General features: G+C 45.8%; 11 protein-coding genes. 9 read left to right on the top strand and 2 right to left on the bottom strand.

Features of this window, described 5'->3' with window-relative positions:
- The first annotated feature begins 108 nt into the window (after positions 1-108).
- The 9 genes from DN062_RS18065 (at position 109) to DN062_RS18100 (ending at position 11724) form a co-directional block, all read left to right on the top strand.
- Positions 109-1686 (top strand): N-6 DNA methylase family protein, encoded by a 1578-nt coding sequence (locus DN062_RS18065; RefSeq protein ID WP_239995846.1) that lies wholly within the window; start codon positions 109-111, stop codon positions 1684-1686.
- 527 nt (positions 1687-2213) lie between these two features.
- Complete coding sequence (locus tag DN062_RS18070; RefSeq protein ID WP_112160696.1) at positions 2214-3680, top strand: restriction endonuclease subunit S; 1467 nt, start codon at positions 2214-2216, stop codon at positions 3678-3680.
- Positions 3677-4153: a virulence RhuM family protein gene (locus DN062_RS18075; protein ID WP_205126773.1), complete on the top strand. Its 477-nt coding sequence runs from the start codon at positions 3677-3679 to the stop codon at positions 4151-4153. The genes DN062_RS18070 and DN062_RS18075 overlap by 4 nt, the downstream gene beginning before the upstream one ends.
- 102 nt (positions 4154-4255) lie before the next feature.
- Positions 4256-4720, top strand: coding sequence for an Abi family protein (locus DN062_RS19120; protein WP_205126774.1), 465 nt, complete (start codon positions 4256-4258; stop codon positions 4718-4720).
- Positions 4677-5237 carry an Abi family protein gene (locus DN062_RS19125; protein ID WP_205126775.1) on the top strand — a complete coding sequence of 187 codons (561 nt, stop codon included), beginning with the start codon at positions 4677-4679 and terminating at the stop codon, positions 5235-5237. The genes DN062_RS19120 and DN062_RS19125 overlap by 44 nt, the downstream gene beginning before the upstream one ends.
- A 131-nt stretch (positions 5238-5368) precedes the next feature.
- Positions 5369-8524 carry a type I restriction endonuclease subunit R gene (locus tag DN062_RS18085; protein ID WP_112160697.1) on the top strand — a complete coding sequence of 1052 codons (3156 nt, stop codon included), beginning with the start codon at positions 5369-5371 and terminating at the stop codon, positions 8522-8524.
- A gap of 130 nt (positions 8525-8654) precedes the next feature.
- The gene (locus DN062_RS18090; protein WP_112160698.1) at positions 8655-9965 is read left to right on the top strand and encodes a hypothetical protein; all 1311 of its coding nucleotides are present in this window, start codon (positions 8655-8657) and stop codon (positions 9963-9965) included.
- Between the two features lie 117 nt (positions 9966-10082).
- Positions 10083-11099 carry a phosphoribosyltransferase-like protein gene (locus DN062_RS18095; protein ID WP_112160699.1) on the top strand — a complete coding sequence of 339 codons (1017 nt, stop codon included), beginning with the start codon at positions 10083-10085 and terminating at the stop codon, positions 11097-11099.
- On the top strand, positions 11089-11724 hold the full coding sequence (locus tag DN062_RS18100; protein ID WP_112160700.1) for an NADAR family protein: 636 nt from the start codon (positions 11089-11091) through the stop codon (positions 11722-11724). The genes DN062_RS18095 and DN062_RS18100 overlap by 11 nt, the downstream gene beginning before the upstream one ends.
- A 45-nt stretch (positions 11725-11769) precedes the next feature.
- On the opposite strand, the gene DN062_RS18105 is transcribed toward DN062_RS18100, so the two are convergent.
- Positions 11770-12087 (bottom strand): CcdB family protein, encoded by a 318-nt coding sequence (locus DN062_RS18105; protein WP_112160701.1) that lies wholly within the window; start codon positions 12085-12087, stop codon positions 11770-11772.
- Entirely contained in the window at positions 12087-12332 is a 246-nt protein-coding gene (locus DN062_RS18110; RefSeq protein WP_112160702.1) for a type II toxin-antitoxin system CcdA family antitoxin, read from the bottom strand. Before DN062_RS18110 ends, DN062_RS18105 begins: the two co-directional genes overlap by 1 nt.
- Positions 12333-12578: the final 246 nt, after the last annotated feature.

Below are 12578 nucleotides of genomic sequence, written 5' to 3' on the forward strand. Positions count from 1 at the left end.
AACTCGAAATTGGGAGCCTAAAGGTGCCGTCTCACTAAATCCCGCAAGACTTGAAGAAATGGCACTCAACAAACAAGCAGCTTAAGCATAGTATTTTGGACAACTGGGTTGAAAACTACCGCCTTCGAGGAGCGTCAGGAATCTCTGCTGGAGTTGTTCCAAAACGATGATGACAACAACATCTATTATCTGCCGCGTGACGACTTCGACAGTGACGAGGACTACCAGCGGGCGTTCCGAGATGAGTTGGAAGTACTGGACTACTACCGTGAAGCCAATGTGTTCTGGGTGCCCAAAGCCGCACGCTGGAATACGCTAAAAGAAAAAGCGGTACTGCCGATCGGTTCAGTACTGTGGCAGGACGATGCTGGACATGACGTAAAGCTCCGCTCCGTATCTTGGCTGATCGACAACGCACTGGAAGAGATTGAAAAGAGCAATATCAAGCTCAAGGGTATCCTCAACCGCATTAGCCAGTACCAACTGGACAATGATAAGCTACTGGGTTTGATCAACACCTTCTCTGATACCTCCTTCACCAAGCCTGTCTTTAACGGTGAGCGTCTGAGCCTGCACAGCAAAGACGTACTGGGCCATGTCTACGAGTATTTTCTGGGTCAGTTTGCCCTAGCGGAAGGCAAGCAGGGTGGTCAGTACTACACCCCGAAAAGCATCGTCACCCTGATCGTCGAGATGTTGGAGCCCTACAGTGGCCGTGTTTACGATCCTGCCATGGGGTCAGGTGGGTTCTTCGTCTCCAGCGATAAGTTCATTGAAGAGCATGCGAAAGAACAGCATTACGACCCCGCTGAGCAGAAGAAACATATTTCTGTCTATGGCCAAGAATCTAATCCAACCACGTGGAAGTTGGCGGCCATGAACATGGCAATCCGAGGTATTGATTTTAATTTTGGCCGAAAGAATGGCGACACCTTCCTTGATGATCAGCATCCAGATCTGCGAGCCGATTTTGTCATGGCCAACCCGCCTTTCAATATGAAAGACTGGTGGAGCGAATCGCTAGCAGAAGATGCGCGCTGGAAATACGGCACTCCACCCAAAGGCAACGCTAACTTTGCGTGGATGCAACACATGCTCCACCACCTAGCACCCACTGGTAGCATGGCACTGCTGTTAGCCAACGGCTCGATGAGCTCCAACACCAACAATGAAGGTGAGATTCGCAAACGTCTGATCGAAGAAGACCTGATCGAGTGTATGGTCGCCTTGCCTGGGCAGTTGTTTACCAACACCCAGATTCCCGCCTGCATCTGGTTCCTGACTAAAGATAAGTCGGGTAAGGACGGTAAAAAGCGTGACCGCCGTGATCAAGTGCTGTTCATCGATGCTCGCAACCTTGGCTATATGCGTGATCGGGTACTACGTGACTTTACCAATGAGGACATTCGCAAAGTTGCCGACACCTTTCATGCTTGGCGATCGGGTAGCGGTTATGAAGATGAAGCGGGTTACTGCGCCTCCGTTGATTTCCAGCAGATCGAGAAGCATGACTTCGTGCTAACACCGGGCCGTTACGTCGGTGCACCTGATCAGGAGGATGATGGTGAGCCTTTCGCGGATAAGATGGCGCGGTTGACTGAGCAGTTGCGAGGGCAGTTTGCTGAGAGTGAGCGGTTGGAGGTTGAGATTAAGCGGAATCTGGGGGGGCTGGGGTATGAGCTCTGATCAGTCTAGCATGGCAAACCGTTATCAAGTGACTGGCAGTGAAGGTGGTTACCAGAATGTTGAACGGCTCATTCGAGATGTGCTGAATGAACAGTAAAATTGTGATTCAGTATTCAGGAAGCCAGTACCAGCTTAGCAAAGCGCTGATCCTTGGTTTTAAGGCGTTTCTCAATAACTTCAGTGCTCTCTCCTGTTTAAATCGCGCTAGAGCTGGCGACAGCGCGCATAATGCGATCACGAGAAATTGTCACCTTGGCAGTAGAGGGCTTGCGATTCATGACAAAGTTCCTGACAGATATTGATTGGAACAATTATACCACAATTGGGATGAGGTGTAGTGGCAGTGAACTGCATACGTGAACTATGTCAGAAGGCATTTAACTCAGTGCTAAATTCAATGAAGATGGCTATAAGGTTGGTTGAATGAGTGGTCGCATTTTGAATTTTCCTCAGCAATCGACAATGCAGTTTGCTAGCAGTGTGAGACTTGAATCTGAAATTCAACAGAATATTTTAGGGATTATGGTATGAGCACTGATACTACTTCGCTTGAGGAAATGTGTGAACTCGTGGTGGACTGTCCACACTCTACACCTAAATGGACAGATTCAGGTGTAATTGTACTTCGCAATCAAAATATCCGAGATGGACAGCTGGACCTTTCTTCGCCGAGCTATACCGATGAAGCTGGTTTCGAGTCCCGTATTAAAAGAGCTGTGCCACAGGTCGGTGATATTGTGTTCACACGTGAGGCACCAATGGGAGAGGTCTGCCTTATACCTGATGGCTTAAAGTGTTGTTTGGGACAGCGACAGGTTTTGTTGCGCCCAAAAAAAGAAGTTAGCGGTCAATATCTATACTGGGCTCTGCAATCCCCTTTTGTGCAGCATCAAATTTCGTGGAACGAGGGAACAGGTACTACAGTTAGTAATGTCAGGATACCTGTGCTAAAGGCATTGAAGATTCCACGCCAAGGTAATAGTGAAGACTATATCGCAAAGATACTCAGCAGCCTTGCGGAAAAAATCCAGCTCAACCACCAGATCAACCAAACACTCGAACAGATGGCGCAGGCGACTTTCAAAAGCTGGTTTGTCGATTTCGAGCCAGTCAAGGCCAAGATCGCTGCTCGTGAACGCTGGCATGACCTGCAACCTGGCAATGAGTCCGCTTCACCCGACTGCTATGCAGGTGAGTTGGCAGATCAGCCAATCAGCATCGACCTCGACACCTACATGAACCACGTCGCCATGCAGGCAATTTCAGGTAAGGGTGCTGAGCAATTGGCCCAGATGCAAATCGAGAAGCCAGAAGAGTATGCGAAACTCTACGCCACCGCCGAGTTGTTCCCTTCTGCCATGCAGGATAGTGAGTTGGGTGAGATACCGGAGGGGTGGGAGGTTGGTACTGTATCTGATCTTCTGGACTTTAACCCTCGCCGCACACTCAAAAACGGTACCCTCGCGCCTTACCTCGATATGAAAAATGTACCAACGTCTGGGCATTTGGCTGTTGAGGTCATAGAGCGAGAAATGGCCAGTGGAACCAAGTTTATCAACGGTGACACTTTATTAGCACGAATTACACCTTGTCTCGAAAATGGAAAAACGGCGTATGTTGATTTTCTAAACGAGGGTGAAACTGGTTGGGGTTCGACCGAGTATATTGTCTTAAGGCCGAAGCCTAACTACCCATCTTCACTAGGTTATTTTATGGCTCGTAATGAAAGTTTTCGAACTGCTGCTATGCAGTCAATGACAGGTACAAGTGGGCGACAAAGAGCAAATGCAAAAGCGATGGCTGACTTGATGTGGCTAATTTACCCTCAAAGAATAGTCGAATGCTTTGATTCTATTGCTGGCAGTTACTTGCGTTTGGCGAAAAGTCATGGTGACCAGTCGAAGTCGTTATCAGAGCTCCGCGATACCCTCCTCCCTAAACTCCTCTCCGGCGAATTGTCAGTTGCAGACATTGAAAGCGAGGAAGAAGCATGACCACTCACCGAATCCAAATTTTTACCAGTGCGGATGGTTACGCCGAGTTACAGGTAGCACTGGATAAGGAAATCGTCTGGCTCAGCCAAGCTCAGATGTGTGAGCTATTCGCACGTGAGCGATCGATTATCACCAAGCACATCCGAAACGTCTTCAGCGAGGGGGAGCTGGAGCGTGATTCAGTATGTGCAAAATTTGCACATACTGCCGCCGACGGCAAAACCTATCAGGTCGACTATTTCAACCTCGATGTCATCATATCGGTCGGCTGCCGCGTTCAGTCTCAGCGTGGCGTTCAGTTCCGCCAATCGGCTACCAGCGTACTCAAGCAGCATCTGGTGCAGGGCTCCACACTGAATCAGAAGCGTCTCGCCAAACGCGGCATCGAGTTTGAACAGGCTTTGAGTTTGTTAAGTCGTCCCCTGCGCAGTTTATCAACGACAATACGCTCGTGGCGTTGGCGTTACTGTTAGCCGAAAGCCTACCGGAGCAGAAAGAGCTGATGATTCGATTGATTGAACACTTTATAGTACTCAAGGTAGATACACCTCAACAGGGATAGAGAATTAGCACTTATGACAGGTGAGCAGGTAAATCCACCCAAACCATGGAAATCCTTTGATGATCAGCTTGCTTTATTGAATCAACGAGGGATGCTTACTGACAATCAAGAGGCCGCGAAAAGCTATCTTGAGCGCCTCGGATATTATCGCCTTAGTGGGTACTGGTACCCTTTTCGGGTACTAGATCCGGTTCAAGCTTCTAGCAGTAAGACACCACGTCGATTGGATCGCTTTATAGTAGGAAGCCACTTTGCGGATGTGGTGAAGCTTTACGTATTCGATAAGAAATTGCGGCTGCTGGCTATGGATGCACTTGAACACATTGAAATGGCTGTGCGTGTGGATATTGCTCACCGACTGGGGCAGGCTGATCCCTATGCGCATGAGAATCCTAAATGCTTACATGGCCATTTTAGCAAACAGATAAAAAAGAATGGTCCTGCTAAGGGAAAAAACAGAGCATCAGCTTTGGCTTGAGAAATATCACAGTCATCTATGGCGTTCGCGCCGTGAACCTTTTGTAGAGCATTACCAGAATAATTATGGCAAGTTGCCGATTTGGGTTGCTGTTGAGGTTTGGGACTTTGGCATGATGTCCAAGCTTTATGCTGGAATGAAGATCGCTGATCGAGTGGCAATTGCTCAGAAATATGGGCTGTCAGATGGTGATATTTTTGCGTCTTGGCTTCGCAGCCTTAACTTTATTCGAAATGTATCTGCACATCATAGTCGTCTTTGGAATATTAACGTGCTGGAGCGTTCGTCTATTCCAACCGGTGCGGCCTATTGGCAGTCTATGAACAATGCGCGTCCTTTCTTTTATTTCTGTTTGATGCAGGTTATGTTAAAGGTGATCTGCCCGAATAGTCGATGGCATGAGCGTTTAGCGGCGGTAATAGCTGAGTTTCCGCAAGCACCCTCTCAAGCATTGAGAATTGAAGACTTTGGGGTTGTAGCAGGGTGGCAGTCTTGGAGTTTATGGCCCCAGAAATGAGAGCCGGCGCGTACACAGTAAAACTGTGAAGAGGCGCCAAGCGTATTAAGAACAAGTATAAACTGCTGTCCATTGTAGTCAAATAATTTTAAGCTTTTGTGCTTAAGTGAAGATTGTTAAGGGATTGACCCATGACTGAAGATCAACTGGAACAACACTGTCTGGCCTGGTTTACCGAAGTGGGCTGGGAGTTGGCCCATGGTCCTGATCTGGCACCCGATGGTATGACCCCAGAGCGGACAGACTACCGAGAGGTGTTGTTACAAGTTGATTTGGAAGCGGCGATTCGACGCATCAATCCGCACCTGCCCGACAGTGCCGTTGAGCAGGTACTCGTAATCGTCCGAAAACCTGACAGTCTCGATACGGTGGTGAATAACCGCGCTTTCCATCGCCTGCTTCTGGAAGGGGTGCCCGTTGAGTACAAACGCGACGAACGTGTGATTCATGATCGTGCCTTCCTGATCGACTTTAATACCCTAGCGTCCAATCGCTTTCGAGCCATTAATCAATTCACCCTGCAAGGCAGCAAGCAGCTACGCCGCCCCGATATTATCTGCTTTATTAATGGGCTGCCTCTGGCGGTTTTGGAACTAAAAAGCCCAAATGTTGAAAACGTCGATATCTGGGATGCATTTAATCAGATCCAGACATACAAAGATGAAGTGCCGGATCTGTTTGCCTACAACGAAGCACTGGTAATCAGTGATGGTTTTAATGCCCGTGTGGGTTCGCTGACTGCCAATCAAGAACGCTTCATGCCCTGGCGTACCATCAAACATGAAGATGACCGACCATTATTGGATTGGCAGCTGGAAACCTTGGTACGTGGTTTTTTTGACCCGGAACTCTTTCTGGATTACATCCGTTTCTTCGTAATATTCGAGACCGATACCGAGCGACTGATCAAGAAGATTGCCGGATATCACCAGTTCCATGCGGTGCGTGAGGCGGTCAAAGCCACGGTGATTGCCGCTCAAGCGCCTGAGCAGGAAGGTGTGGGTGAAAAGCGTGCCACCTATGGCGACGAAGTGGTACCCGGTAGCAAGAAAGCCGGCGTGGTTTGGCATACACAAGGGTCAGGCAAAAGCATCTCCATGTGCTGCTATGCTGGTAAATTGCTCCAGCAACCGGAAATGAACAACCCTACACTGATTATAGTGACGGACCGTAATGATCTGGATGGTCAACTGTTCGCCACTTTCAGCGCGGCCAAAGAGTTACTGAAACAAGCGCCTGTTCAGGCAGATGATCGCGATACGCTTCGACAATTGCTGGCTGAACGTGAGTCTGGCGGCATCATCTTCACTACTGTGCAGAAATTTGCACTACTGGAGGCGGAGCAGGGACACCCGATTCTGAATGATCGCCATAATATTGTGGTGATCTCGGATGAAGCCCACCGCACTCAATATGGGCTCAAAGCCACGCTCAAGCAGGATGGCACCTACAAATTTGGCTATGCCAAACATATGCGCGATGCACTGCCTAATGCTGCGTTCATTGGTTTTACGGGCACCCCTATCGCCACTGAAGATAAAGACACCCGCGCTGTATTTGGTGACTACGTGTCGATTTACGACATTCAGGATGCCGTCAATGATGGCGCTACCGTACCGATTTACTATGAATCTCGTCTGGCCAAGCTCGATATCAATCGTGAAATGATTGATGAACTCTCCGATCAGGTAGAAGAGGTGGTTGAGGATGAAGAGGATCTAAGCCAGCGCGAGCGAACCAAAGGTGAATGGAGTAGACTGAAGAAACTGGTGGGTGCCGAACCGCGTCTTAAAGAAGTGGCCGCCGATCTGATCAAACACTTTGAAACCCGCTCTGCGACCATGGAAGGAAAGGCGATGATCGTGGCCATGAGCCGTGATATCTGTGCGCAACTCTATAATGCCATCGTCGCTATTCGCCCTGAGTGGCATGATCCTGACCCTGAAAAAGGCGCGATTAAAATCGTCATGACAGGGTCTGCATCCGACAAGCCACTGTTGCAACCTCATATCTACAACAAACAAACCAAGAAGCGTCTCGAAAAGCGTTTCAAAGATGTGAATGATCCACTCAAACTGGTCATTGTGCGCGATATGTGGCTAACAGGATTTGACGCGCCTTGTTGTCACACCATGTATATCGACAAACCCATGAAGGGCCACAACCTGATGCAGGCCATCGCCCGAGTGAACCGTGTGTTCAAGAACAAACCGGGTGGTCTGGTGGTGGACTATATCGGTATTGCCAACGAGCTCAAGCAGGCACTGAAAACCTATACCGATGCTAAAGGTAAGGGAGAGCCCACTCACAGTGCTGAAGAAGCCTTCTCGGTGATGCTAGAAAAACTAGACATTATCCACGGCATGTTTGCACCCAGTCCTAAAAATGCAGGGTTTGATTACAGCGACTTTGAAAAAGATCCCAATCGCGTACTCATTCCAGCCGCCAACCATGTACTTGGCCTAGAAGATGGAAAAAAACGCTTTCTAAATAACGTCTTGGCCCTGAGTAAAGCCTACTCACTCTGCAGCACACTAGATCAAGCGCGTGAATATCACAAAGAGATCGCATTTCTGTCCGCTGTTAAAGCAGCCATCAGTAAACACACCAGCGTCGACAAAAAGCTGACGCAGGAAGAGAAAAGCTCCGCGCTGAAACAGATACTAGACAATGCCATCCTGGCCGGTGGTGTGGACGATGTGTTTGCACTGTGCGGTTTGGATAAACCCAATATCGGTCTGTTGTCAGAAGAGTTCTTGGAAGATGTTCGCCGAATGCCCTACAAGAACTTTGCGGTGGAGTTGCTGGAAAAACTGATTCAGGACAGCATAAAAGCTAAAACCCAAAACAACGTGGTGCAGGAAAAGAAATACGCCGACCGTCTAGAAGCTACCCTGCGTAGATATAACAATCGCGGCATTGAAACCGCACAGGTGATCGAAGAACTGATCGCCATGGCAAAAGAGTTTCAAGCAGAACTCGCCCGCGATGAAGCCCTTGGACTGAGCCCAGATGAAGTGGCCTTTTACGACGCACTGGCCAATAACGAAAGTGCCGTGCGAGAACTGGGTGATGACATTCTGAAAACCATCGCCATCGAGTTGACCCAAAAGCTCAGAGCATCGACAACTGTTGACTGGCAAGTACGCGAGAGTGTCCGAGCCAGACTGCGAATTTTGGTAAGACGCACCCTGCAACGCTACAAATACCCACCGGATGATGCGCCTGTAGCTGTTGAGTTGATTCTGAAGCAGGCTGAGGTGTTGTCTAATGCGTGGACGGGGTGAGAGTGGTTGTTGTGTGGGGTGTTTACCCGATTGAACAACTGTTGTTAAATTCGGTTACCTTTTTGAGCTGATGCAAGTATATTTTGTTATTTAAAATTAGATGGTTGTGTTTAGGTGAGTAGGTTTAGTTATGAATAAGGTTCTTATTACTGGCGCAGGTGTTGATAAGACGCCTGGCATTGATTTTCCCTTAGCGAATAAACTTTTAACAGAGGTGTCGAGGTTTATCAATGGAGAAGGGGCTAGTTTCGAAAAAGCTATCAGAAATGCTCTTCCGGGGCTCCGCTTTGACTTTAATCGTTTTATCAATAATGAAATTGAAAATATTACTAAGAAGGACATAGAACAGCTAAAGAAGATAGTCGAATTAGTAAGTGAAGCTGAAAAAAAGATTCAAGATGAATCGGACTTGTCTAAAAAAAGAGGGTTAGTAATAATTCGCTTATTTGAAAAACTTGTAGAAATTAAGAATGCTAGTCATATTGACGATGAAACATTTCAATTGATTTCAGAAGCATTTGGTTTAGAGTTTACAGAGAGTGATTTCATAATTGACGTTCATAAAATGTCGTTATCGGAGACATTTAAACTAATTCTCAAAGTTACACTCAAGGAGAGTTTAACTTCAGATGGGAACCCAATAGCTGATGCTATAGCATCTCATATGTTAGACATTGAACAACTGTTGATTCAAAAGTTTTTAGGCTTTTACAGCTATAATCAAGCTGATGTTAAAAACTATATATATATTTCATGGTGTTTGTGGGGGTATTTGGTGTGGAAGCAAAACCAAGTATTATCGAGCTTCGAAAATGAGAAAATGCCATTTTACTCTAAATTGCCTCAAGGTATCGATGCAATAACTTTAAACTATACAACGTTTTTGGCAAATGCTGGTTTGGAAAATGTTATCTATTTCCACGGCGGCTTGTCAGAATATGTTCGCATGGATACAAGGCAGCTTTTACCGATCAATAACTTAGAATTGATTGACTTAAAAGAGTTTATTGAAGAGGAAATATCTTCAAATATTGATTTCACAAGTAGCACTGTAGAGGAGCAAAAGCATGTAATACCCTCAATGGTTCCACCTCTAAAGCTTAAGCCGATATTGTCGCATAAGTATATTGATACTTGGGCAAAAGCTGCTGAACTAGTTCACAACTCACAAAAAGTGGTAGTGATTGGCTATTCCTTTAACAGCGCTGACGAACATTTTAACGATATTATTAGAAATTGCGTGACTAGAAAATATGACATAGTTGCTCCTGATGTACTATCCGATGCATTCTTGAAGCGTGTTGAAAAAGTTTTTGGGGTGCCTATCAGTAACTTCTCTAACACCAAGATACAAGGAAAAAATGCCAAAACTACACAGTATATTCGTTTAATCTCTGCTTATGCAGATGAGCTTGATATCAGTAAATTGTTTGATGAGTAGTGTTCTGCCTAAACCTATTACTAACAATCGAATCTTACGGAAAAATTTATGCTCGCTCCAATTTTCTGCAAATGCGGGTGTTAAACATAAATTGATCTAAGCAATCTGGAAGTGAAAATGCCACATATTGAAGAGTGTAGTAAAATAGCGGAGATTATAGATGGCTACAGAGGTGGAGAGTTTGGCACTTACGATTCTTCGCATGTGGAAAGGTGGATTGCTCAATTTGATGAAGATGAACAGGAAACTGTCCTATTGGAAACGCTAAAAATCCTCAAAAGGAACTACATCACAGCCGATAATTTCACTCAATTTGTTAATGCTTTGATTGACTCTGACTCTGTCTATAATGGCGAAAAGGATAATTACTGGAGGTCAGTTTCTCTACTTGATATACAAAAAAATGGGAATAGCCAAGATGAGCTAAACGATGTTTTAGTTCAGGCGCTCAGCGAGCAATATAGTTTGAGTGAGGTTATAGGAAAAGAATCTGATGAATTTATATATTTAGACGATTTTATTTTTTCGGGTAATCGGCTGCACTCAGATATGCTAGGCTGGATTGTTGATTCAGCCCCAAATGAATGCCGCGTATGCGTAATTACAATAGGCTGGTATATATATGGGCAGTGGAGCACTGAGCAAAAACTAAAAAAGATTGCTGAGGAATCAGGAAAAAATATCAAGTTCGTGTTTGCGTCTTATACAGAGTTTCGTCTTGAGAATAGATTGTCTAGAAAAGACTATTCTGAGGTTTTCTGGCCCACTGATTCAATAACCAGTCTTGATGACTATGATAATTGGTTTAGAAATGAAAGTTTTGATCCCAAATATAGACAAGGAAATGGAGTAAAAAATAAAATCTTTTCTAGTCCTCGGAGAGATGAATATGAGCGGATTATGTTTAAATATGGGCTCAAAATTATGGGCTTTTCTTCTCAAAATAGTGATGTTGTAAAGCCATTAGGATACTCAACATTCCGAGGGTTCGGGTTTGGTTCTACTGTTTTTAGCTTTAGAAATTGCCCAAATAACAACCCATTAGCTTTCTGGTGGGGTGATCCCACTGCGAGCTCATCGCATCCGTTTAGTAAATGGTATCCATTGTTGCAAAGGAAAACTTATGGATCTTAATTTCTTGAAGGATAACTTTCGCACCTATACACGAGATAAGTCTGTCATATTCAAAAAGACCTCTGAAAAGTGGGGTGGGTTTTCAAATATGGCTCCCGGATACCCACTGTGTGTTAATGGCGTTTACATACGTAGTTCAGAAGCACTGTACCAAGCCTGCCGCTATCCGAATAATCCAGAAATTCAGAAGAAGATTATTCATCAAACTAGCCCTATGACAGCAAAAATGGTTGGAAAACCACATAGGGATGATACAAGGGAAGACTGGCAGAAAATCCGTATAGTCATTATGAAATGGAGTCTGAGAGTAAAACTAGCTCAAAATTATGAAAATTTTTCAGCCCTTTTGAAAGAATCGGGAGAGAATCCGATTGTAGAGAGTTCAAATAAAGATGACTTTTGGGGCGCTAAACCGGTTGACCAACAAACTCTTGTTGGCGTTAATGCTCTCGGTCGATTGCTCATGGAATTAAGGGCGCTAGTTGAAATTTCGTCAAAAGATCAGTTATCAATTGTACCTGTTCCAAATATCAGTAATTTTCTACTATTAGGTGATGAGATTAGGGAAGTTCACGCTAGAGATGTTCAGCCTTATAGTAACCGACAGGGCCAGTTCGATGTTTAACAAGCGGTTGCAGCGGATTCCCTGCACTCACCGCTGAACCGAGTGTTAAATACCGTTCATAGCTAGGTCCAGAGCCGCAACAATCTGGTCTCTGAAATGAGAGAGGGGACCGATGGGACTCTTGAGGTGTTTTTCGGGCACGGAGGAAATTTCCGGAGTTAATAGCAACAACTCCTGATTGGCAAAGCTGATTTCGGGAGTGAGTCCTTGCATGGCTTCACCACCAAAGGCAGAGCGTTTGCCCAAGGGAATAACGATTCGAGTTGCCAGATCGCCTAGGAGGCTGCTTTGAATATCAACAAGATAAGGGTAGTGCGCTTTGCTGGTTTTACTTGGGTTGGGGTACACATCGTACTGCGCCATCAGAACTCCCTGAATTCGTCGCCGAAGCATCCATGTTGTTCGACAAAGTCGTTGTAGCTTCTTATCGCACTGCGATTGTCTTCAACCCACTGGGCGGCTTCGCGTTTTGAGAGCTCTTCTGTCAGAGCTCGTTCCAGGGTAGCAGACAAGTTAATGTTCAGTTCCCTAGTTTTACGCAGAAGATCGCTATTGATTGAGAGATTTGCTGCTTTTTTGGGGGCGGCTGAGTTATACAGTTGAGCCATGAGGGCCTCCCAGAAGATATAAAATAGAGATTCTGATTTTATGCGCATAACTATGCGCATGCTAGCATTTAACCAATGGCGGTTGTCGGACGTGCCTACGCTTGCGCTCGTTTGTCATTACGAAAGTAACCGTTCATTTTAATACGTTCTGCCCCTCGCACTCATCGCGCGATAATCTAGCCTCCTATTTATTTAGGAGAGCATCATATGAAACGCTATACCCGTTATACCCCAGAGCAATGGCAG

Source organism: Nitrincola tibetensis, from assembly GCF_003284585.1.
Taxonomy (GTDB): Bacteria; Pseudomonadota; Gammaproteobacteria; order Pseudomonadales; family Balneatricaceae; genus Nitrincola; species Nitrincola tibetensis.

Excerpts from the sequence above, each read along its gene's own strand:
- DN062_RS19120 (WP_205126774.1), top strand. The coding sequence starts at position 4,256 with ATGACAGGTGAGCAGGTAAATCCACCCAAACCATGGAAATCCTTTGAT.
- DN062_RS18105 (WP_112160701.1), bottom strand. The coding sequence starts at position 12,087 with ATGGCGCAGTACGATGTGTACCCCAACCCAAGTAAAACCAGCAAAGCG.
- DN062_RS18070 (WP_112160696.1), top strand. The coding sequence starts at position 2,214 with ATGAGCACTGATACTACTTCGCTTGAGGAAATGTGTGAACTCGTGGTG.
- DN062_RS18085 (WP_112160697.1), top strand. The coding sequence starts at position 5,369 with ATGACTGAAGATCAACTGGAACAACACTGTCTGGCCTGGTTTACCGAA.
- DN062_RS18110 (WP_112160702.1), bottom strand. The coding sequence starts at position 12,332 with ATGGCTCAACTGTATAACTCAGCCGCCCCCAAAAAAGCAGCAAATCTC.
- DN062_RS19125 (WP_205126775.1), top strand. The coding sequence starts at position 4,677 with ATGGTCCTGCTAAGGGAAAAAACAGAGCATCAGCTTTGGCTTGAGAAA.
- DN062_RS18095 (WP_112160699.1), top strand. The coding sequence starts at position 10,083 with ATGCCACATATTGAAGAGTGTAGTAAAATAGCGGAGATTATAGATGGC.
- DN062_RS18075 (WP_205126773.1), top strand. The coding sequence starts at position 3,677 with ATGACCACTCACCGAATCCAAATTTTTACCAGTGCGGATGGTTACGCC.
- DN062_RS18090 (WP_112160698.1), top strand. The coding sequence starts at position 8,655 with ATGAATAAGGTTCTTATTACTGGCGCAGGTGTTGATAAGACGCCTGGC.
- DN062_RS18100 (WP_112160700.1), top strand. The coding sequence starts at position 11,089 with ATGGATCTTAATTTCTTGAAGGATAACTTTCGCACCTATACACGAGAT.